The organism is Micromonospora sp. NPDC002575 (genome assembly GCF_042889525.1).
In the GTDB taxonomy this organism is placed as follows: Bacteria; Actinomycetota; Actinomycetes; order Mycobacteriales; family Micromonosporaceae; genus Micromonospora; species Micromonospora carbonacea.
On record NZ_JBIARA010000001.1, the window covers coordinates 35701 to 57333 of the forward strand.

Annotated in this window: 19 protein-coding genes; 8 read left to right on the plus strand and 11 right to left on the minus strand. The window is 74.0% G+C overall.

The features are described 5' to 3' along the window. Positions 1-12: 12 nt before the first annotated feature. Together ACFYWL_RS00200 and ACFYWL_RS00205 are read right to left on the minus strand one after the other, a co-directional pair. Complete coding sequence (locus ACFYWL_RS00200) at positions 13-3003, minus strand: UPF0182 family protein (RefSeq protein ID WP_386965285.1); 2991 nt, start codon at positions 3001-3003, stop codon at positions 13-15. 122 nt (positions 3004-3125) lie between these two features. After that, a complete protein-coding gene (locus ACFYWL_RS00205) occupies positions 3126-4139 on the minus strand; it encodes a PDZ domain-containing protein (RefSeq protein ID WP_386965287.1) in 1014 nt (337 codons plus the stop codon). 181 nt (positions 4140-4320) lie between these two features. On the opposite strand from ACFYWL_RS00205, the gene ACFYWL_RS00210 reads away from it, so the two are divergent. Continuing rightward, on the plus strand, positions 4321-5562 hold the full coding sequence (locus ACFYWL_RS00210; protein ID WP_386965290.1) for a zinc-dependent metalloprotease: 1242 nt from the start codon (positions 4321-4323) through the stop codon (positions 5560-5562). A 194-nt stretch (positions 5563-5756) separates the two neighbouring features. Here ACFYWL_RS00210 and ACFYWL_RS00215 read toward each other — a convergent pair whose 3' ends face one another. Together ACFYWL_RS00215 and ACFYWL_RS00220 are read right to left on the minus strand one after the other, a co-directional pair. Then, positions 5757-6362 (minus strand): hypothetical protein, encoded by a 606-nt coding sequence (locus tag ACFYWL_RS00215; RefSeq protein ID WP_386965292.1) that lies wholly within the window; start codon positions 6360-6362, stop codon positions 5757-5759. A 255-nt stretch (positions 6363-6617) separates the two neighbouring features. Further along, complete coding sequence (locus ACFYWL_RS00220; protein ID WP_043965850.1) at positions 6618-7148, minus strand: M48 family metallopeptidase; 531 nt, start codon at positions 7146-7148, stop codon at positions 6618-6620. Between the two features lie 513 nt (positions 7149-7661). On the opposite strand from ACFYWL_RS00220, the gene ACFYWL_RS00225 reads away from it, so the two are divergent. The 3 genes from ACFYWL_RS00225 to ACFYWL_RS00235 all read left to right on the plus strand — a co-directional run bounded on the left by ACFYWL_RS00225 (position 7662) and on the right by ACFYWL_RS00235 (position 10729). Continuing rightward, positions 7662-7829, plus strand: coding sequence for a DUF5679 domain-containing protein (locus ACFYWL_RS00225; RefSeq protein ID WP_007464795.1), 168 nt, complete (start codon positions 7662-7664; stop codon positions 7827-7829). A gap of 205 nt (positions 7830-8034) precedes the next feature. Beyond that, on the plus strand, positions 8035-9087 hold the full coding sequence (locus tag ACFYWL_RS00230) for a hypothetical protein (protein WP_386965294.1): 1053 nt from the start codon (positions 8035-8037) through the stop codon (positions 9085-9087). A gap of 310 nt (positions 9088-9397) precedes the next feature. Next, entirely contained in the window at positions 9398-10729 is a 1332-nt protein-coding gene (locus tag ACFYWL_RS00235; protein ID WP_386965296.1) for an ABC1 kinase family protein, read from the plus strand. A gap of 378 nt (positions 10730-11107) precedes the next feature. Here ACFYWL_RS00235 and ACFYWL_RS00240 read toward each other — a convergent pair whose 3' ends face one another. The 3 genes from ACFYWL_RS00240 to ACFYWL_RS00250 all read right to left on the minus strand — a co-directional run bounded on the left by ACFYWL_RS00240 (position 11108) and on the right by ACFYWL_RS00250 (position 14148). Then, on the minus strand, positions 11108-11473 hold the full coding sequence (locus ACFYWL_RS00240) for a WhiB family transcriptional regulator (protein WP_074472662.1): 366 nt from the start codon (positions 11471-11473) through the stop codon (positions 11108-11110). Between the two features lie 130 nt (positions 11474-11603). Then, positions 11604-11858, minus strand: a complete 255-nt coding sequence (locus ACFYWL_RS00245) for a hypothetical protein (RefSeq protein ID WP_386965298.1) — start codon at positions 11856-11858, stop codon at positions 11604-11606. 127 nt (positions 11859-11985) lie between these two features. Continuing rightward, a complete protein-coding gene (locus ACFYWL_RS00250) occupies positions 11986-14148 on the minus strand; it encodes an ATP-dependent DNA helicase UvrD2 (RefSeq protein ID WP_386965300.1) in 2163 nt (720 codons plus the stop codon). A gap of 88 nt (positions 14149-14236) precedes the next feature. Between ACFYWL_RS00250 and ACFYWL_RS00255 the strand changes: the two genes are divergently transcribed. Continuing rightward, entirely contained in the window at positions 14237-14479 is a 243-nt protein-coding gene (locus tag ACFYWL_RS00255; RefSeq protein WP_043965836.1) for a mycoredoxin, read from the plus strand. A 63-nt stretch (positions 14480-14542) separates the two neighbouring features. Here ACFYWL_RS00255 and ACFYWL_RS00260 read toward each other — a convergent pair whose 3' ends face one another. Continuing rightward, positions 14543-15817, minus strand: a complete 1275-nt coding sequence (locus ACFYWL_RS00260) for an MFS transporter (RefSeq protein WP_386965303.1) — start codon at positions 15815-15817, stop codon at positions 14543-14545. A 153-nt stretch (positions 15818-15970) separates the two neighbouring features. On the opposite strand from ACFYWL_RS00260, the gene ACFYWL_RS00265 reads away from it, so the two are divergent. The 3 genes from ACFYWL_RS00265 (at position 15971) to ACFYWL_RS00275 (ending at position 17717) form a co-directional block, all read left to right on the plus strand. Continuing rightward, entirely contained in the window at positions 15971-16948 is a 978-nt protein-coding gene (locus ACFYWL_RS00265; RefSeq protein WP_386965305.1) for a helix-turn-helix domain-containing protein, read from the plus strand. A gap of 65 nt (positions 16949-17013) precedes the next feature. Continuing rightward, positions 17014-17253 (plus strand): DUF397 domain-containing protein, encoded by a 240-nt coding sequence (locus tag ACFYWL_RS00270; RefSeq protein ID WP_386965307.1) that lies wholly within the window; start codon positions 17014-17016, stop codon positions 17251-17253. A gap of 218 nt (positions 17254-17471) precedes the next feature. Then, positions 17472-17717 (plus strand): hypothetical protein, encoded by a 246-nt coding sequence (locus tag ACFYWL_RS00275; protein ID WP_386965309.1) that lies wholly within the window; start codon positions 17472-17474, stop codon positions 17715-17717. Positions 17718-18005: 288 nt separating this feature from the next. Here ACFYWL_RS00275 and nudC read toward each other — a convergent pair whose 3' ends face one another. From nudC to ACFYWL_RS00290, 3 genes are read right to left on the minus strand one after another with little or no spacing between them, the layout of a single operon-like run. Next, positions 18006-18983, minus strand: a complete 978-nt coding sequence (nudC, locus tag ACFYWL_RS00280; protein ID WP_386965311.1) for an NAD(+) diphosphatase — start codon at positions 18981-18983, stop codon at positions 18006-18008. Further along, entirely contained in the window at positions 18980-20320 is a 1341-nt protein-coding gene (locus ACFYWL_RS00285) for a M16 family metallopeptidase (RefSeq protein ID WP_386965313.1), read from the minus strand. The genes nudC and ACFYWL_RS00285 overlap by 4 nt, the downstream gene beginning before the upstream one ends. Next, positions 20317-21627: a M16 family metallopeptidase gene (locus ACFYWL_RS00290; RefSeq protein ID WP_386965315.1), complete on the minus strand. Its 1311-nt coding sequence runs from the start codon at positions 21625-21627 to the stop codon at positions 20317-20319. Before ACFYWL_RS00290 ends, ACFYWL_RS00285 begins: the two co-directional genes overlap by 4 nt. Positions 21628-21633: the final 6 nt, after the last annotated feature.

The following is a 21633-nucleotide window of genomic DNA, read 5'->3' on the forward strand; positions in this document are numbered from 1 at the left end:
CGTAACCGCTGGTCATCCCCCTGCCGGCGCCGACGTCGACGGGGCGGAGCCACCGCTGGGGGAGGCGGACGGCGACGCCGAGGGCCCGGCCGGGGCGGTCGGGTTGGCCGCCTGCTGGGCCTGCTGGAACGCCGTCATCGCCTCGTCCAGGGCCTTGAGCGCCCGGCCGTACCGCTCGAAGTCGCCGGACGTCTGCGCGGCCTTGACCTCGGCGATGGCCGCCTGCACCTTGCCCGCCGCCTCGGCCAGCTCGCCGGTCAGCGGCGGTGCGCCGGTCCCGTCGCCCGGCGGCGGGGTGCCGCCGGTCGGCGGCGGGGTCCCGCCCTCGGCGGCCTGCTTGCCCTGGTCGACGAGCTGCTTGATGCCGTCGGTCAGGTTGTTGGCCAGCACCACGTACGAGCCGCCGTCGCCGTAGGAGAGCAGCACCTTCTGCAACAGCGGGTACGCGTCCTGCTGGTTGCTCTTGACGTAGACCGGCTCGACGTACAGCATCCCGTCGCCGAACGGCAGGGACAGCAGGTTGCCGTACTGCACCTGGGCCTGGTTGGAGGAGAGCAGGTTGAGCTGCTGCCGGATGTTGGCGTTGTTGGTCATCTGCTGGTGCACCTGCACCGGCCCGGAGATCCGGGTCTGGTCGGGCAGCTCCAGCACCTCCAGCTGCGGCTTGCCGTCGACGTACGACCCGGAGATCAACGCGGCGAGGTTCTGCCGGCCGTTCGGGGTGACCGCGGAGGTGAGCTGGAAGCGCGGCGCGGTCTGCCCCGGGAACTGCGTCCACAGGTAGTACGGCGGCTGCTTCTGCCCGCCGTCGGGGTTGTCCGGCACGTTCGGCACCTGCCAGAAGTCCTGCGCCGAGTAGAAGTCGCCCGGGTCGGTGACGTGGAACTTGGTCAGCAGGTTGCGCTGCACCTTGAACAGGTCGGCCGGGTACCGGAAGTGCTCCCGCAGCTCGGCCGGGATCTTGTCGTTCGGCAGCACCAGGTCCCCGCCGAACGCCTTGTTCCACGCCTTGAGCACCGGGTCGGTCTGGTCGAACTCGTACAGCCGGACCGTGCCGTCGTACGCGTCGACCGTGGCCTTGACCGAGTTGCGGATGTAGTTGACGTTCTCCCGGGCGAGCTGGAACGTGCCCCGGCCGGTCAGCTCGTCGGTGGTCTCCGCCTGGAGGTTGACCCGCTCGGCGTACGGGTAGGTCGCGGCCGTGGTGTAGCCGTCGACGATCCACTGCACCCGGCCGCCGACCACCGCCGGGTACGGGTCGCCGTCGAGGGTGAGGAACGGCGCGACCTTCTCCACCCGGTCCCGGGGGTTGCGCACGTACAGCAGCTTCGAGTTCTCGTTGACGGCCTCCGAGAGCAGGAAGTTGGACTCCTGCTCCTTGATGGCGTAGAGCAGCCGGCGGGTGAACGAGCCGATCTCGACGCCGCCCTCGCCGGTGTAGGTGTAGTACTGCTCGCCGCCGGTCTGGGTCGGCCGGTCGAACTCGGCGTTGCGCTCCGGGTTGGCCTGCCCGACGATCGCGTAGTCCTCGGGCTCCATCCGCTCGCCGTAGTAGATGCGCGGCTGGGTGGCCGGGATCTGCTCGGTCTGCGCGGAGCACGCCTCCTGGGTCTTCTCGCCGAGGAAGCCCGAGACGAAGAACGGTTGACCACCGCAGACCACCTGGTTGGCCGGCGCGGCCACCAGCCCGTAGCCGTGGGTGTAGACGGTGTGCCGGTTGATCCAGGTGTTCTGCTGGTCGGTCAGCTCGCCGTAGTTGACCTCCCGGACGCCGACCACGTAGTCGGAGGTCTTGCCGCCCACCGCGTACCGGTCGATGTCCAGCTTCGGGCCGAAGTCGTAGAAGCCCCGCACCTGCTGGAGCTGGGTGTACGTCTCCGAAACGAGCTGCGGGTCGAGCAGCCGGACGTTCGGCACCACGGAGGTGTCGGTGCCCAGGCTCGCCGGCGGCACCAGGTTGCTCGCCGCGTACGGCTGGGTCTTCGTGTCGGCCAGCCCGAACGCGGCCCGGGTGGCGTCGATGCTGCGCTCGATGTACGGCGCTTCCTTGTCCTTGGCGCTCGGCTTGACCTCGAAGGTCTGCACGGCCCACGGGTAGATGCCGCCGATGGCGACGGCGGAGACGCCGAGCAGGGCCAGCGAGATGCCCGGCCACACCAGGTTCCGCATCACCGCGTTGGAGAACACGATGATCGCGATGGCGACCACGACCGAGATGTAGGCGAGGATCTCCTTCGCCGGCAGCAGCGCGTTGATGTCGGCGTACCCGGCGCCGTAGAGCTTCGCGCCCTCGTTGTACTCCAGCAGCATGCTGCGCCGGTCCAGCACGTACGCCACGGCCTTGAGCAGCACGAAGACCGCGACGAGCGTGCTCAGGTGGGCGCGCGCGGCATTGGTCATCCGGTCCCCGACGCCCTGTAGGCGCACGCCGCCGAAGATGTAGTGCACGGCCAGCGCGCCGAGCAGGGCCAGCACCACCGCCGTGAAGCCGACGCCCAGCACGTAGCGCCAGAACGGCAACTGGAAGACGTAGAAGCCGACGTCGACGCCGAACTCCGGGTCCTTGACGCCGAAGTCGCCGCCGTTGCGGAACAGCAGCCACTGGTTCCACCGGCTCTGCGCCGACAGCCCGGCGAAGAGGCCGACCACCAGGGCGACCAGGCTGACCCACAGGCCGAGCCGGGGGCCGAGCACCATCCGGTAGCGTTCCAGGGTGGCCTGCTCCAGCGAGTGCGGCCGCAGCTTCGGGCGCAGCCGGTGGGCCAGCCAGAGGTTGCCGCCGACGACCAGCGCCATCGCGAGGCCGACGACGAGGAAGAGCAGCAGCCGGGTGGCCAGCACGCCGGTGAAGACCTGTGTGTATCTCACCTCGTCGAACCACAGCCAGTCCGTCCACGCCTGCACCCCCCATCCGAGGAGGGTGAAGAGGACGAACACCCCGACCAGGACTCCGATGGTGACGCGTCCGCGCCGGCTCATCCTCGGCAGGGGGCTGCTACGCATGACCACTGTTTGGCTCCGCACGCTCGATGTGATCGGCTCCGACCAGGCACCCAGAGTACGGGGTGTTCCTGAGAGTGTCGGCCCACGGTCACGCGGGCGGGCGGGTCGGGCGGGCGCGTCGGTCAGCAGCGGGTGGGCTGGCCCCCGGAGCGGAGAGTCTCCAGGGCGGTGAGCGCCTCGGCCAGCGACCCCACCCTCAGCAACGGCAGGCCCGGCTGCGGGTTACGCACCGCCTCCGCGCAGTTCGCCTCCGGCACCAGGAACACCTTCGCCCCGGAGTCCTTCGCGCCGACCAGCTTCTGGGCGATACCGCCGATCGGGCCCACCCGCCCCTCGTCGTCGATGGTGCCGGTGCCCGCGATGACCATCCCGCCGGTGAGGTCGGCCGGCTCCAGCTTGTCCACGATCCCGAGGGCGAACATCAGGCCGGCGCTCGGCCCGCCGATGTCGCCAAGGTCGATGGAGAGGGTGAACGGGTGCGGCTGCTGCTGGTCGATCTCGACCCCGATGCGCGGCCGGCCGTCGGACTCCCGGCTGGTGATCCGGGCCGTGGCGGCGGCACCGGCCCGGGTGTAGCCGACGGTCAGGGCGGTGCCGGCCGGCTTGGCGCGGATCAGCTCGGTGAGCTTGCCCGCGCTGGTGACCGGCGTGCCGTCGACCGAGGTGACGACGTCGCCCGGGGAGAGCACCCCCTCCGACGGGCCGCCCGCCGTCACGGTCTTGACCAGCACCTGCACGGGGAACCCCAGCTCCCGCAGCGCGGCGGTCTCGGCGCTGGTCTGGGAGTTGCGGAAGTCCTCCTCGTTGCGCTGCTCGACCTCCTGCTGGGTCTCCCCCGGCGGGTAGACCAGCTCGCGCGGCACCACCGCCTCGTCGGCGGAGAACCAGCCGGCCAGCGCGGAGCGCAGCCGCACCGTGGGCTGCACGCCGACCGTGGTCAGCCGCAGCTGGCCGGCGGAGGTGGACGTCGCCCGCCCGGTCACCTGGATGACCTCCTTGCCGTCCACGGTGCCGAGCGTGTTGACCGTCGGGCCGGGGCCGAGCACCACGTACGGGATGGGCGCGTTGAGCACGCCGAAGCTGAGCAGGGCGGTCAGCAGGGCACCCAGGAGGACGGTCACGCCGCGACGTCTCATGGCGGTGAGCGTACCGAGGCCGCGGCGGGGTGCCCGAGGGTGACGGGGACTTCGCCCTCAGCGCAACGCCGGTGGCGGCTGCCAGGGGCGCAGCGCGCGTACCGTAGAGGTCGTGCCTGATATTCCGTTCGGTTTCGCGCTCCCGGGTGGGCAACCACCAGACCCCAACGATCCCGCGGCGATGCAGCAGTTCATGTCGCAGTTGCAGCACCTGCTCTCGGCGCAGGGCGGCGGACCGGTCAACTGGGACCTGGCCCGGCAGGTGGCCGCCAGCCAGCTCGCCGCCACCGGAGACCCGGCGGCCTCACCCTACGAGCGGCACTCGGTCGAGGAGGCGCTGCGCCTGGCCGACCTCTGGCTGGAGCCGGCCACCGCCTGGCCGACGGGCATCCGCACCTCCGTCGCGTGGAACCGCAACGAGTGGATCTACAAGACGCTCGACGTCTGGCGCAAGCTCTGCGACCCGGTGGCCAGCCGGATGGTCGGCGCGATGGGCGACCTGGTGCCGCCGGAGGCGCGCGCCCAGCTCGGCCCGATGCAGTCGATGGTGGCGACGCTGGGCGGCGCGCTCTTCGGCGGGCAGCTCGGGCAGGCCCTCGGCTCGCTCGCCGCCGAGGTGCTCTCCGCCGGCGACATCGGGCTGCCGCTCGGCCCGGCCGGCACGGCCGCGCTGATCCCGGCCAACATCCGGGTGTACGGCCAGGGCCTGGAGCTGCCCGAGGACGAGGTCCGGCTGTACGTGGCCCTGCGCGAGGCGGCCCACCAGCGGCTCTTCGAGCACGTGCCGTGGCTGCGCGGGCACGTGCTCACCGCCGTCGAGACGTACGCCTCGGGCATCCGGGTCAACCGGGAGGCGATCGAGGAGGCGATGGGCCGGGTGGACCCGACCGACCCGGAGTCGATGCAGGCGATCGCCCTGGAGGGCATCTTCACCCCGGAGGACACCCCGACGCAGAAGGCGTCGCTGGCCCGGCTGGAGACCGCGCTGGCCCTGGTGGAGGGCTGGGTCTGCCACGTGGTGGACGACGCCGCCGGTGAGCGCCTGCCCAACGTCGTACGCCTCGGCGAGGCGTTCCGCCGCCGGCGGGCGGCCGGCGGGCCGGCCGAGCAGACGTTCGCGGCGCTGGTCGGGCTGGAGCTGCGCCCGCGCCGGCTGCGCGAGGCTGCCGCCCTGTGGGCGGCGCTGACCGAGCACCGCGGCATCGCCGGCCGGGACGCCGTCTGGGGCCACCCCGACCTGCTCCCCTCCGACGACGACTTCACCGACCCGGTGGCGTTCGCCACGGCCCGGCTCGACCTCGACGACGAGCTGGCCACCTTCGACTTCACCGCCCCGGGCGGCCCCCAGGAACAGCCCCCACCCCCACCCTCCCCCGGCCCCCCGGAACCCCCCGACACCCCCGAACCCCCCACCCGCCCCTGACCCCCACCCCAACACACCCGCCCCGCCCGGCCCCGCCCCCCGCCTCGCCCGGCCCCGCCCGGCCCTGCCCCGCCCCGCCCCGCCCCGCCCTCGCCCGGTGATCAAGAGAAAAGTGTCAGTGTTGATCTTCCCGATGACGCAAAGCTCTTGATCACCGTGGGCCGGCCGGTGGCGTGGGCACGCCTGGGCGGTGGTCAGGGGCGGGCCGAGAGGAGGGCGCGGGTGGTTTCCCAGCCCTCGACGGCCGGGTCCAGGGCGGCCAGGTCGGCAGGGCCGCGCATCCGCCGCCAGGCGGCGGTGACGGCCACGTCCCCCGGGTGCGGGGCGGCCCGGCGCACCTCGGCCGGGTGCGCGGCGTCCAGGTCGACCTCGGGCAGCCACGCGGGCACGGGCAGCCGGGACGCGACGCCGAGCAGGCCGGTGCCGGGGCCCTCGACCGGGGCAATGGCCACCGGCCGGGTCGTCAGCGGGCGGAGCAGCTTGCCGACCGTCAGGGCGGGCAGGTCCGGAGCGTCGGCGGCGACGACGGCAGCCTCGTCGTACCCGGCGTCGGTCAGCGCGGCGAGGACGGCCGTGCCGGTGGCGGCGGGCACCTCGTGCACGGCCGTGCCGGGCCAGGTGACGGACTCGGCCAGGGCACGGTCGGCCGGGACGGCCGCGATCGCGGTCTCCACCTCCTGAAGGGTGGCGAGCAGGTCCACCACGTCCTCGGCGAGCGCGGCCCGCCAGGCCGCCGGGTCGATTCCCGGGGGCGTCCACGCCACCGGGCCGAGCAACGCCACCACCACACGTCGGGCCACGCCCCGACCCTAGACGAGCCCGCCACCGAAACCCCCCGCCGGCCCGCGCCCACCCACCCGCCCCACTCGCCCCACCCTGCCCCGCCCGCCCCACGCGTCCCGACCGCGCCGCCAGCCCGCCCCACCACTCGCCGATCTTGCGCTTTCGGCCCCTCGAAGGTCCGTTTCACGCCTTTCGCCGGGGCCCCAAGTGCAAGATCGCCGCGGGCTAGGGGTGCGGGCCGGGGTGGGGTGGGGTGGGGTGGGCGTGGGTGGTCAGTCGGTCAGGGGGGTGCCGGAGGCTGCGGCGACGCCCTCCAGGTAGCCGCGGGCGCGCTCGGCCTTCGGGTAGCGCCCCACCAGCGCCCAGAACCGGGCGTTGTGGCTGGGCACGATGAGATGGGCCAGCTCGTGCAGCAGGACGTAGTCGATCACCCAGTCGGGCATGTCCTGAATGCGGTGCGAGATGCGGATGGTGCGGTCGGCGGGGGTGCAGGAGCCCCACCGGCCGTTCTGGTTGGTCACCCAACGGACGCTCACCGGGACGGCCTGGTCGCCGTACTCGGCGAGGTAGAGGCCGCGCAGCCGGGTGGCGCGGCCGAACAGCTCGTCGTCGGTGCGGACCAGTCGCCCCTCGCGGGCGGCCAACCGGGCCAGCATCCGGTCGACCCACTCGGTCTCCTCGGCCCGGGAGAACTGGTCGGGGATCAGCACCACGACCCGCTCGCCGTCGCGATAGGCGGACACCGTGCGTCGCCGGCGCTGGCTGCGCCGCACTTCGACGACCGGCTTCCGCGCCCCTGCCATCAGCGGGCCGCGCAGCCTTGGATTGCTGTCACGAAGGAAAGCTAATGGGTACTGACCAGGGGTCCGCAAGAGTCAACACCACGACACGCGCCCGGAAAGTCATGGTTGGTGACCAGGAGTCCCGAAAAAATTCCTTGCGGACCGTCACGGAAGGGCTCCGTCACGGTTCGTGGTGGCCGCGTCGCGACGACGCGTCGCTCCGCCCCACGGTATGTGATCACGCCGCCGGCCGCCCGCCGGGGGGTGTCTCCCGGGCGATCTGAGTGGGTTCACCCGGCGTGTCCCCGCGAAACTGACTTATCCGACGTTATTCGGCATGCACACTCTCGACGTCGACTTGCTCACAGTGTCGAAGCACAGCTGACATGGAACCACCCGCACCTGGGTAGGGTCCGCGGACCAGCGGTCACGAGCGTGGCCGCGGAGAAGTCCCAGCGCCGGCGCCCCCCGTGGCCCGCCGCCGGGCAACCCGCCGGAACCGGATTGACCGGCGGACGAGACGAGGAGGACACCGTGGCCGACCAGGCCCAGACCTACAACGGTTACTGCGTCAAGTGCAAGGAGAAGCGGGACTTCGAGGGGCACGTCGAGGTCTCGAAGACCGGGATGAACATGGCCAAGGGCAAGTGTCCGGTGTGCGGCACAACAGTGAACCGCATCCTGGGCAAGGCGAAGGTCTGACCCGTTCGGGTCCGACACGGGGGAGGGCGACCGCCGGTCGCCCTCCCCCGTCGCCTTTCCGGCGTACGACCGTGTCGGTCACCCGACAGGGTTACCGGCCAGTTGTGGATAACCCGCCGTTGGCTGTGGACAACCCTGCGTAGGCGGGTGCGCACCTGTGGACAACGATCGACGGAAAGCAGGGACTCGGTCACGATTCGTTGCCATGACTCGTGATCCGCTGCCCCGCCCCACCCTGCTGCCCGGCCTGGTCCGCCTCTGGCGGGACCGGCACACGCTCCAGCTCGGGCTGGAGCCCGGCCGGGCCGTCCTCGTCGAGGTGGCCAATCCCCGCGCCGTACGGGTGCTCGACCTGCTCGACGGCACCCGCAGCGAACGCCTCGTCCTCGCCCACGCCGCCGGGGCCGACGTGCCACGGGACGAGGCGCGCGGGCTCGTCGACGCGCTGTGCGCCGCCGGGCTGGTCGTACCCGCGCACACGCTGCTGCCCCGCGACCTCGCGGGCCCGGCGCGGCGGCGGCTCGGCGCGGAGGCCGGGGCGCTGGCCTTCGCCGCGCCCGCGCTGCCCGGCACACCGGCCCAGGTGCTGCGGCGACGCCGGGCCGCGCGGGTGCTGGTCACCGGCGGCGGCCGGCTCGGCGCGCCCGTCGCGGTCGCGCTCGCCCAGGCCGGGGTCGGGCACGTACGCCCGGACCTGACCGGGCCGGTGTGCCCGGCCGACCTGGTGGGCACGGGTCTCGCCGCCGCCGACCTGGGCCGGCCGCTCGCCGCCGCCGTACGCGACGCGGTGGACCGGGTGGCCCCCGGCACCGCCACCCGCCCGCTGCGCGGCGGTCGACCCGATCTCGTGCTCCAGCTCGGCCTCGACCGGCCGGCGGCCCTCGTCGCGGCCGGTTTCGCCCAGCGGCGTCAGCCGCACCTGCTGCTCGGCGTCCGCGAGGGGGTCCCCACGGTCGGGCCGCTGGTCCGCCCGCCGGTCGGGCCCTGCCTGCACTGCGTCGACCTGCACCGGACGGACCGCGACCCGGGCTGGCCCGCGCTCGCCGCCCAGCTCGCCGCCGACGCCCCGGGCCATGCCTGCGGCACGGCGACCCTGCTCGCGGCGGCCGGGTACGCCGCCGCCGAGGCCCTGGCGCACCTCGACGGCGGCACCCCGGAGACCCTCGGCTGTGCCGTGGAGATCGCCGGACCGGGCCGGCTGCGCCGGCGGACCTGGCCGCCCCACCCGTCCTGCCGCTGCGCCGGGCCCAGCCGCTGACCGATCCCGGTTCCGGCCGCCCCACCGCGCCGGGCCGCCAGGCCGGGCCGCCAGGCCGGGCCGCCAGGCCGGGCCGCCAGGCCGGGCCGCCAGGCCGGGCCGCCAGGCCGGGCCGCCAGGCCGGGCCGCCGGGCCGGGCCGCTGCGCCGGGCCCCGCCGCTGACCGGACCCTGGCGGGCCCTGGCGCGGCCGACGGCCGGGCGGGTGGGACGACCACGATCCGGATGCGGCCGGCCACGATCCGGGGGTGGGTGGCCCCGGCCCGGCAGCGGAGCAGCCGCGGGGCCGCCGAGTCGGTAACAATGGCCGGGTGACCGACATCCCGCGCCGGGCCGTGTCCCGGACCGCCAAGCTCGCCGCTCTGCCGCTCGGCTTCGCCGGCCGGACCGTTCTCGGCATGGGCAAGCGCGTCACCGGGCTGGCGTCCGACGTCATCTCCGCCGAGATCCAGCAACGCACCGCCGAGCAGCTGTTCAGCGTGCTGGGCCAGCTCAAGGGCGGGGCGATGAAGTTCGGCCAGGCGCTGTCGGTGTTCGAGGCGGCCCTGCCCGAGGAGATCGCCGCCCCCTACCGGCAGGCCCTCACCAAGCTCCAGGAGGCGGCCCCGCCGCTGCCCGCGGCCACCGTGCACCGGGTGCTCGCCGAGCAGCTCGGCCCGGCCTGGCGGGAGCGCTTCGTCTCCTTCGACGACACCCCCGCCGCCGCGGCCAGCATCGGCCAGGTGCACCGGGCCGTGTGGCGGGACCCGGACGGCGGCGCGCCCCGGGACGTCGCCGTCAAGATCCAGTATCCGGGGGCCGGTGACGCGCTGCTGGCCGACCTCAAGCAGCTCTCCCGGCTGGGCGGCATGTTCCGGGCGATCCAGCCGGGGCTGGACGTCAAGCCGCTCCTGGTCGAGCTGCGGGAGCGGATCACCGAGGAGCTGGACTACGAGCTGGAGGCCGAGTCCCAGCGCGCCTTCGCCGCCGCGTACGCCGACGACGACGAGATCTTCATCCCGGCGGTGCTCACGGCCACCCCCCGGGTGCTGGTCACCGAGTGGATCGAGGGCACCCCGCTCGCCGAGATCATTCGCGCGGGCAGCGAGGAGCAGCGCGACGAGGCCGGCCGGCTCATGGCGATCCTGCACCTGTCCGCGCCGGCCCGCGCCGGGCTGCTGCACGCCGACCCGCACCCGGGAAACTTCCGGCTGCTGCCCGACGGCCGGCTCGGCGTCATCGACTTCGGCGCGGTGGCCCGCATGCCGGAGGGCACGCCCGAGCCGATCGGCCGGCTGGCCGGGCTGGCTTTGCGCGGCGAGGCGGACGCGGTGGTCGACGGGCTGCGCGACGAGGGCTTCGTCAGCCGGACGGAGCAGATCGACGCCCAGGCCGTGCTCGACTTCATCCGGCCCATGCTCGACCCGGTGGCCGACGAGGAGTTCCGGTTCACCCGGGCCTGGCTGCGGGCCGAGGCGACCCGGCTGGCCAGCCCGCGCTCGCCCGCGTACCAGCTCAGCCGGCAGCTCAACCTGCCGCCGTCGTACCTGCTGATCCACCGGGTGACGCTCGGCTCGATCGGGGTGCTGTGCCAGCTGGAGGCGAAGGCGCCGTACCGGTCGATCCTGGAGCGCTGGCTGCCGGGTTTCGCCCCGGTCGGCTGAGCCGGGGCGACGGGCGCCGCCGTTCCGAGCCGGGCCACGGGCACCGCCGGGGTGATCCGGTACGACGACGCGGGGCGGGTCGGCCGGCGGCCGACCCGCCCCGCGCGGGTGTGCTGTTCGGTTAGTGCACGCCCAGGTCGCGTGCCGACCGGTTGCGGCTGTTCATCGCGACGGTACGGGCGGTTCGGGTGGTGCGGGTTGCCTCAGTGCTCGTGGTGGTGCGACCGGCCTGAGGCCGGGGCATTCGGGCCCGGGACAACGCTTCGTGGAGTAGTTGCATCTCGACGGCTCCGTGGGGAATGTGCAGCATGGGTATCGACCCTTTCTGATCTGCTCGGGCCGGTGGGACACCGGCGGGGGTGGTGCGGATCGGGTGTGTCAGGCAGCCAACCGGACGGCGTGCCGCGACGTGGACAGCCCACTGGCCGCCAGGCGCGCCTCGGCCTCGACCTTCAGTGCGGCGTCACGCGCGACGTCCTCCTTGCGCGGGCGGCCCCGGGGCCGCTTGCGCGGGACGACCGCGCCACGCTCGAAGATCTCGCCGCCCCAGACGCCCCAGGGCTCGGCCCGCTCGACCGCGCCGGCGAGGCACTCGACGCGCAGCGGGCAGTCCCCGCAGAGCGACTTGGCCAACTCCAGCTCGGCGGGCTGGTCGGAGAACCACAGGTCGGGGTCGAACTTCCGGCAGGGCAGGTTCGCCTCCAGCTCGACGCTCAGGTCGACGGGGGCCAACGCCAGACTCATCTCCCGGTCACCTCTCTCTCACTTCGATCTCGTGGATCGGATTTCCGACGTACTCGGCGGGACAAAAACTGAGGCCGCGGATCCCGGTAGCGGGTTCCGCGGCCTCGAGGTGAGCCGGTTGGTCTGGTGATCAGACCGGTCTACCTCGAGGTGGAACGCCGCGGACATCAGTGCGCTGCTTGGCGCCGTCGATGCCCATGCCCGTGAAGCCACTGGTCCCCTCGGCTCCGGTGAGCGGCGCAACCGTCAGGTTCAGCTCGGCCTGAACCTGGGCCTGGTGCGCCCACGGAGCCGACGGTCGAGCGGCCGGGGCCACCCGGACAGCCGACAACGGGACGACGGCAGCGGGCAGCGCCAGCGGACGCTCGTTGATGTAGATCTCCATTGGTGCCACCTCCCTGACGTTTCCTCGATGCCGACTGGGGTCTCCACCCCCGTGAGCAGCCGGAATGGCGCTGCTCGCGAGGTGCGTCCTGAGGCTATTCCTCGCCCCGGGGCGAGGGCAAACGAATTTACGGGTCGATTTCCAAAGTTTTCTCTGGGCAGACTTCGTCGACCGCCGCGCCGGCCACGAGGGCCAGCACCGGCTCGCCGTACAGGCCGATCTTGCGGGGGCCGATGCCGGCGATCGCGATCAGCTCCTCGGCCCGGCCGGGCCGCCGCTCGGCCAGCGCGGTGATGGTGGCGTCGGTGAAGACCACGTACGCGGGGACCTTCTGCGCGGCGGCCACCCGGGCCCGCCAGTCGCGCAGCCGCTCGTACAGCTCCTCGTCGATGTCGGAGGGGCAGGTCGGGCAGCGGCCGAGCTTGCGGTCCGGGCCGGCGAGCAGCGTCGCGCCGCAGATCCGGCAGGACACCACCTGGTTGCGGCGACGCTCGGGCCGCCGGTGCGTCGCCGCGCCGGCCCGCTCCGTCGGACCGCCGGAACGGTCGAGCTGGGGCAGGAACCGCGACGGCCGCCGGGCCCGGCCGCCCGGCGAGCGGGCCACCGCGTACGACAGCCAGAGCTGCTGCCGGGCGCGGGTGATGCCGACGTAGAGCAGCCGGCGCTCCTCCTCCACCTGCTCGGCGGTGCGCGCGTACGTGGTGGGCAGTGTGCCCTCGGAGAGCCCGACCAGGAAGACGGCGTCCCACTCCAGGCCCTTGGCGGAGTGCAGGGACGCCAGGGTCACCCCCTCGACGGTCGGCACGTGCTGCGCGGCGGCGCGGCGGGCCAGCTCGTCGTTGAAGTCGGCCAGCGTCACGAGGCGCTGCACGGCGGCGGCCTCGCCGATCGGCAGCACGGGCGGGCTGGCCGCGTGCTCCTCGGCGAGCTGCACCAGGGCCGCGAGCGCCTCCCACCGTTCCCGGGCCGCGCCGCCGGCCGGGGCGGCGTCGGGGGCCCAGCCGACGGAGGCGAGCCCCTCCACCACGGCGTCGCGCAGCGGGGTCTCGCCGGGGATCGAGCGGGTGGCGGCCCGCAGCGCCACCATCGCCTGGCGCACCTCGGCCCGCTCGAAGAACCGCTCGGCCCCCTGCACCACGTACGGCACCTCGGCCTCGGTGAGCGCCTTCTCGTACGCCTCGGACTGGGCGTTGGTGCGGAACAGCACGGCGATCTCCCGGGCCGGGGTGCCGGCGTCGACCAGGGCCCGGCAGCGGGTCGCCACGGCGGCGGCCTCGGCCGGCTCGTCGGTGAAGATCCGCAGCTCCGGCTCGGGGCCCGGCGGGCGCTGCCCGACCAGCTCCAGCCGCAGCCGCGCCTCGGTGCCCCGGGCCTGCGAGATCACCGCGTTGGCCAGGCCGACCACCTGCGGGGTGGAGCGGTAGTCGCGGACCAGCCGGACCACTGTCGCCCCGCGATGGCGGCGGGGGAAGTCGACCAGGTACGCCGAGGTGGCCCCGGTGAACGAGTAGATGGTCTGGCTGGCGTCGCCGACCACGGTGAGGTCGTCCCGGCCGCCGAGCCACGCCTCCAGCAGCCGCTGCTGCAACGGGTTGACGTCCTGGTACTCGTCGACCACGAAGTGCCGGTACTGCCCCCGGACCTGCTCGGCGACGTCGGGGTGCTCCTCGATGCCCCAGACGGCGGCGCGCAGCATGTCCTCGAAGTCGATCACGCCGTTGGCCCGCTTGAGCTTCTCGTACGCGACGAAGACCTCGGCCACCTTCGCCGGCTCGTGCGGGGTGTCGCGCAGCGCCTTGGCCGCGGCGACCACGTACTCCCCCGGCTCCACCAGGGACGACTTGGCCCACTCGATCTCGCCGGCCAGGTCCCGGGCGGCGGCCCGGTCGGCGCGCAGGCCGACCCGGGCGGCGGCGAGCGTGACGATCCGGGCCTTGCTGTCCAGCAGCTCCGGCATGGCCCGCCCGGCGAGCAGGCGGGGCGCGAAGTAGCGCACCTGCCGCAGCGCGGCGGCGTGGAACGTGCGCGCCTGCACCCCGGCGACCCCGAGGGCGGTGAGCCGGGCCCGCAGCTCGGCCGCGGCGCGGGCGGTGAAGGTCACCGCGAGCACGTGCCGCCCGGAGATCTCGCCGGTCAGGGCCCGGTGGGCGATGCGGGAGGTGACCGCCCGGGTCTTGCCGGTGCCGGCGCCGGCCAGGACGCAGACCGGGCCGGCGGGGGCGGTCACCGCGGCGCGCTGCTCCGGGTCCAGCCCGGCGAGCACCCGTTCCGAGCCTGAGTGAACCCCCACAGCGAGGAATCATCTCAGCTGTCCCGGATGTTGCAGCGGTTAGCCTGGCCTGACCGGACGGGCGGAACGGACCTTGGAGGACGCGATCATGTTGACGATGTACTCGACCCCGTGGTGCGGCTACTGCCACCGGCTCAAGTCGCAGCTCGACCGGGAGGGCATCGCCTATCAGGTGGTCGACATCGAGCAGGACCCGAAGGCCGCCGAGTTCGTGATGAGCGTCAACGGCGGCAACCAGACCGTCCCGACGCTGCGCTTCGCCGACGGCAGCGCGCTCACCAACCCGTCGATCACCCAGGTCAAGCAGCACCTCGCCGGCCTGCCGGGCTGAGGCGGACACCGCGCCACCCGACAGTGGCCGCCCCCCGACCCAGGGGGTGGCCACCGTCGCGCGTCAGCGGGTGGGGTGCGCCACGCGTGCCGCGGCCCCGGGCTCGGCCGCCGCGGCGGGCCGGCGTTGCAGCGGGATCCGGGGCACGCTGGGCGCGGGCGGCGCGGAGAGCCGGCGGCCCCGCCAGAGGAAGACGCCGGCCCCGGTGGTGACCACGCCGACGAGCCCGAACAGCAGCCGGTAGTCGAGCACGCCGACGAGCAGCGCGCCGGCCCCGATGGAGACCGCCTGGGGCCCGCTGACCAGCGCCTCCGCCGCCGCCACCACCCGGCCCAGCAGGCCCGCCGGGGTGCGGCGCTGGATGAGCGTGTTGAGGCCCACCGCGATCAGCGGGAGCGAGAGCCCGGCCAGCAGCAGTGCCGCGAACCCCAGCCAGATGCTCGGGTAGGCCAGGGCGAGGGCGGCGGGGCCGAACAGGGTCACCCCGGTGGCCAGCGCGCCGACCTCACCGGCGCGGCGCACCAGGGCGGCGGAGAAGAGGCCGCCGATCAGGCCGCCGACGCCCTGCACGGTGACCAGCACGCCGACGAACGCGGCGTCGCGGCGCAGGCCCAGGTCGACGTACGCGAAGATCAGCGACTCGGTGAAGCCCATCACCAGCGAGCCGAGGCCGTAGCCGAGCAGGGCGCGGCGCAGCGCCGGCTCGGCGACCAGGTGCCGCAGCCCGGCGCCCAGCTCGGCCGTCCAGCGCGACCCGCCGTCGGCGGGCGTGGCCTCGGGCGCGCGCAGCAGGGCGACCACGGCGGCGGCCGTGCCGAACCCGGCCATCGCCAGGCCGGTGAGCAGCCAGCCGCCGACGGCGGCGTAGAGCGCGGCGCCGGCGAGCGGGCCGGCCAGCCGCAGACCCTGGCGCACGGTTTGCAGCACGCCGTTGGCGTCGGCGAGCAGCTCGACCGGGACGAGTTGCCGGATCAGCCCGGCCAGCGCCGCGCTCAGCGTCAGGTACGACAGCCCGTAGAGGCCCGCCACCACGTAGATGATCCAGACGTCGCCGGCCCGGGAGACCGTGAACAGCGGGGTGAGCAGGGCGGCGGTGGCGAGGTTCGCGGCGACGAAGAAGGGCCGCCGGGGGTACCGGTCGACGGCCCAGCCGACCAGTGGCGCGAGCACCATCGGCGCGATGATCGCGAAGATGGTCGCGCCGGCCAGCCCGTCGGAGCCGGTCAGGTCCTTGACCCAGATCGCGAGGGCGAGCAGCAGGATCGACTCGGCGGCCATGCTGGCCAGGAGCGCGCCGAACAGCAGGCGGAAGTCGGGGCGACCCAGGACGGTGCGCATCGGGTTCCTCTTCTCGGGGCGGGGAGGGTTTCTGGAAGACACGCGCCTGTCGGAGGCTCCCGACGCCGGCCGCGCCGTCCATACTGACCGTGGGGGGCGAATTTCATACAGTTACCGTCGCGTCCCGCGGCGGTCGACGGAGATGAGGACACCGTGCCTCCTACCGGACCGAGCCCAGTGCTGCGCCGCCGCAGGTTGGGCCTTGAGCTGCGTAAACTGCGCGAGACCGCCGGCCTGACCGGCGACCAGGTCATCGCGCGCGTCGGCTGGGCATCCGCGTCGAAGCTGTCCCGGTTGGAGAACGGCCGCAGCCGTCCCGATCCCGACGACGTCGCCGCGCTGCTCGACCTCTACGACGTGACCGACGCGCAGCGCGACGAGCTGCTCGGCATCACCGGCGAGGCCGGGGACATGCGGGGCTGGCTGCGCAAGTACTCGGTGATGACCCCGCAGCAGCGGAGCTTCGCCGAGCTGGAGGCCGGCTGCGCGGAGATCCTGGAATACAACCCGGTCCTGGTTCCGGGGCTGTTGCAGACCATCGGGTACGCCCGGCTGCGGATCGTCTCCGCCCGCCAGGTCGAGTCCTGGGCCGGCGAGTCGGAGCACGGCGAGACGCCGGAGGACGAGGTGGCCGCCCGGGTGGCCCGGCAGTCGCTGCTGAGCCACCCCGACGCGCCGCGCTACACGGCGGTGCTGGAGGAGGCGGCGTTGGGCCGGCGGGCCGGCCCGCCGGAGGTGCTGCGGGAACAACTCGCCCAGCTGTGCGACCTGGCCATGCTGCCGCACGTCACCCTGCACGTGCTGTTGCGGGACACCCCGATCGGCAACTGGTACCTCCCGCCGACGGCGTTCTCGATCTACCGGTTCGCCGACCCGCTCGACCCGGAGACGCTGGCGATAGAAGGTGGCTTCACCAACGCCATGTCGACCGAGGCAAACACCCTAAATGCCTATAAAGTGGCTTTCGAGTGGTTGCGCTCGGCGGCGCTCTCCGCAACGGACACCACCTCCTGGCTCTTCGAGGCGGCGGGGCGGCTGGCCGAGGCGGCAGGCCCGGCCACGGCGACCCACGGGTCGGCAACGCCGCCGGCCCAACGTCGCCGGCACTCCGACCGCCTGACGGATCGGTGAGGACCGGCCCGCCCGGGCACGCGAAGCCACTCGTCTCATCGGTACAGTCCAATCAGGAGCAGACCATGAACGAGATCCCCGACATGTCCTCCGTGCTCGCCCGGCGGCTGGCCGACGCGCCCTGGCGGACCAGCACCCGCAGCCAGACCTCCAACTGCGTCGAGGTCGCCCCGCTGCGCGGCGGCCCGGCGGCCGTGGCGCTGCGGGACAGCAAGGACCGCGGCGGTCCGGTGCTGCTCTTCGACCGCGCCGGTTGGGCGGGCTTCATCGCCGGCACCAAGGACGGCCAGTTCGACCTGAGCTGATCGTCCCGACCCGATCGGGGTCGCCGGCCCGTGCCGGCGGCCCCGATCTGCGTCCGGGTCCGCGCCCACGCCGTCGGGGCGTCATCCGATCGGGGGATACGTCGCGCCGATCGCCTCGTTCCACTTGATGGGACGCCGGTCGGGCGTAACATGAGTCGACAGAGTGACGTGGAACTTCCACCGAGTGCCGTCCGTCACCGTCGCATCCGGAGACCATCATGCGGTTCCTGATCGTTCGCACCGACATCCGCGCCGCCGCCGACGTCGACATCGCGGTCGCCTGGGCCGGTGGTGGCCGGGTGCGCGACGAGATCGCCTCCCCCGAACCGCGCCGTCAGGTGGTGCACGCCGAGGACCGGGAGGCCGCCCTGCTGCTGGCCCGCGCGCTGTCCACGGTGGGCGCGGTCCGCCGCGGCAGGCAGCGCGTCAAGGTGCTGCCGATCGACGACGCCACCCCTCGCTGAACCCGGGTCCCGTCGCTCTCGCACCCCGGGCGGGCTCACCGTGCGTCATGCTCTCCGGGCCCCGCCCCACCTCCCGCGCCCCCTTTGCTCTGCACCCACCCGCGCAGCACCGAGCTGAGCAGGAACTTCGCGACAGGGCGGCCGGCGGCGGCCAGAATCGTTCCGTTACTTCCCGCAACCGTTGCGGATTCGGGTGCAGAGCAAAGGGAGCGGACCGCAGGGTTGCCGCCGGGGGCGTGCGGGCGAGTTCGCAAACTCAGGGTGATGGCGAGTTGGCAGGAGCCGGTGTCAGCAGTGGCCGTCGAGCCAGCGGTGGATCAGGAAGAGCGCGATCGACGACGGCGGGGGCAGAAGCAGGTGCTCGCCGCCGTCGACGGCCACCGGCCGCCCGGCCAGCGCCGCGCCGATCTCGCGCCGGGTGAACCAGCGGGCGTACGCGATCTCCGTGGCGTCCACGCGCACCGGCTGCGCCGGGTCGGCCAGGGCAAGGAAGCCGAGCATCAGCGAGCCGGGGAACGGCCAGGACTGGCTGCCCGCGTACGTGATGTTCTCGACCGCGACGCCGACCTCCTCGCGGACCTCGCGCACGACGGCGCCCTCGGCCGACTCGCCGGGCTCCACGTAGCCGGCAAAGCAGGAGAAGCGGCGGCGGCCCGCGGTGCGCGGCCAGGCCGCGTTGCTGCCGAGCAGGCAGGCGCCCTCCGGCCCGGACACCCCGTCGTGCACCAGGGCGATCATCGCCGGGTCGGTGCGCGGCCACACCCGGTCGCCGGTCTCGTCGACCCGGGACCAGCCGGCCTCGTCGACCCGGGTCGGCTGGCCGGTGACGGAGGAGTAGCCGTGCCGGGCGTGCCAGTTGGTCAGCGCCAGCGCGGCGGTGAAAAGGCCGGCGTCCCGGTCCAGCAGCAGGTGCCCGACCTCCAGCAGGCCCACCGCCCGGGTGCCCGGCAGCTCCGGCAGCGGCGAGTCCACCGCGAACACGGGCACGCCGTCGGGCTCGACGCCGAGGAACATCGGCACGGAGCGGGGCACCTCGGGCAGCTCGCCGGAGCCGAGCAGCACCAGCTCCGGCGGGGCCGCGTCGGCGCGGACCAGGGACCGGCCGCCGGCGGCGGAGTCGAGCACCAGGACCCGGGCCCGCTCCCACGCCTCGGCCAGCCACTGCGGGTCGGTGCGCCGGTGCGCGGCCCGGTCCAGGGTGGACCGGGCCAGCGGCGGGGCGGTCTCCCCACCCCCGCCCCGGGCCGGCCCACCCCCGGCGGTCACGGCCTGACCGGCTCGGTGCGGACCGGGGCGAGGGCCGACAGCGCGGGGGCGACCCGCTCGGCGTCGCCGAGCACCACGGTGACGGCCCGGGCCGGGGCCAGGTAGCGCTGGGCCACCTCGGCCACGTCGTCGACGGTGGCCTTCGCCAGCCGGGCGGCGTGCTCGGCGAGGAACTCCAGGCGCAGCCCGCTGCCGGCGTACGCGCTGGTCAGCGACGCCAGCCCGGCCTGGGTGGACATGCCGAGCTGGAGGGTGCCGAGGGCGTACTGGCGGGCCTGCTCCAGCTCGTCCGGCTTCGGCGGGAGCGTGGCGAGGCGACCCAGCTCGTACGTCGTCTCCAGCAGCGCCGGCCCGGTCACCTCGGTGGCCACCTCGGCGCCGGCGACCAGCACCGAGCCGGCCACCGAGTGCTCGACCAGCGAGTGCGGCCCGTACGTGTAGCCCTTGTCCTCCCGGATGTTCTCCACCCAGCGGGAGGAGAAGTAGCCGCCGAAGACCAGGTTGGCCAGTTGCAGCGCGGCGTGGTCGGGGTGGGTGCGGGGCACCGCCGGCAGGGCGATCCGCAGCGACGACTGCACCGAGCCGGGCCGGTCGACCAGCAGCAGCGGGCCCGGCTCCAGCGGCGGGGCGGGCGGCAGCTCGGCGGTGTGGCCATCGCCGTTCCACGCGGACAGAGCCTTCTCGGCGGCGTCCAGGGCCCGCTCGGGCTGCACGTCGCCGACCAGCACCAGCACCGCGTCGGCCGGGTGCACCCGCTCGGCGTGCAGCCGGCGCAGCGCCGCCGGCCGGACCGCGCGCACCTGCTCCGGCTCGGGGGTCTGCACCGCGTACGGGTGCCTGCCGTAGACCCGGCGCAGCAGGGCGGTGCGGGCCAGGTGGGCCGGCTGGCTCTGCGCCACCTGGATGCGGTCGACCAGCCGGTCCCGCTCGGTGCCGACCTCCTGACCCGGGTACGTCGCGCCGGTCAGCACGTCGGCCAGGATCTCCAGCATCCGGTCCAGCCCGGTGACCAGGCCCGCGCCGGAGAGCATCAGCCGGTCCGGGTCGATGCCGGCGGAGAGTCCGCCGCCGACCGCCTGGAGCTCGGCGGCGATCTGCACGCTGGTCATCGACTGCGTGCCGGAGAGCATCGTCTGCGCGAGCATCGCCCCCCGGGCCAGGTGGGTCCGGCCCGTCGGCATCCACAGCCGCAGCTCGACCAGGGGGACGGCCGGGCGGCGCACCGCGATGACGGTCAGCCCGTTGCCGAGCCTCCGCTCGGCCTGCTTCGGCAGCTTGAGCCTGCGGTTCGGGCCGAGCGGCGGCAACGCCCGCGGCTGCACAGTGGCCACACTCATCGGGCACCTCCCGCGATGACCTCGACGGACGCGCGGCGCTCCGGCCGCAGGGTGGCGGCGGCGGCCCGGACCTGCTCGTCGGTGACCTCGCCGACCAGCCGGGGCAGGTCGTTGAGCAGCCCCGGCTCGCCGCGCTGCTGCTCCAGCACCGCCATCCGCAGCGCCCGGCCGAGCACCGCGTCGGTGTCGCGCAGCAGGTGGGTGGCCATCCGGGCCTGGGTGCGGGCCAGCTCGCCGTCGGTCGGGCCGTCGGTGGCCAGCCGGTCCAGTTCCTCGTCGACGGTGCGCAGCACCTTGTCGACGTCCCCACCGGGCGGCAGGTGCGCCTGGAGCAGCAGGGCGGTGGGGTCGCGCACGTCGAACGGGTCGCCCATGAACCCGACGTACCCGCCGAGGCTGGTGACCGCGCGATCCCGCTGGACCAGCCGCTCCACCAGCCGGGACGCGTCGCCGTCGGTGAGCACCTCGGCGAGCACCACGTAGGGCAGGTAGCCGGCGAAGTCGGTGATCGGGTCGGGCACCCGCCAGGCCGAGGCCACCGCCGGCAGCGGGGCCAGGGCGTCGGTGTACGCCGAGCGCCGCTCGGCGGTCAGGTCCGGCTCGGCGAAGTCGGGGCGGTCGGGGGCGGGCCGGGCCGGCACGTCGCCGAAGTGCCGCTGCACCAGCGCGGTGGCCTCGGCCACGTCGACGTCCCCGCTGATCGCGAGGACGGCGTTGCCGCTGGCGTAGTAGCGGCGGAAGAAGTCGGCCGCGTCGTCGACGGTGGCGGACTCCAGGTCGTCAAAGGAGCCGTAGCCGTCGTGCGCGTTGGGGAACGTATCGAACATGACCGGCGGCAGGGTCAGCCAGGGGAACCCGCCGTAGGGGCGGTTGAGCACGTTGACCCGGATCTCCTCCTTGACCACGTCGACCTGGTTGCGCAGGTTCTCCTCGGTCAGCCGGGGGCCGCGCATCCGGTCGGCCTCCAGGAACAGCGCCCGCTCCAGGGCGTTGCTCGGCAGCGTCTCGTAGTAGTCCGTGTAGTCGTGGTGGGTGGACCCGTTGAAGGTGCCGCCCGCGCCCTGCACGTGCCGGAAGTGGGCCAGCTTCTCCAGGCTCTCCGAGCCCTGGAACATCAGGTGCTCGAAGAGGTGGGCGAAGCCCGTGCGCCCCTCGGGCTCGGAGCGGATGCCGACGTCGTAGACGACCGCCACCCCGATCACGGGTGCGCTGCGGTCGGGGGTGAGCACCACCCGCAGGCCGTTGTCGAGGGTGAACCGCTCGACCGGGTACTTCGTCGCTGGAATTCTGGATCTCCGCGCCGCCACGGGTCG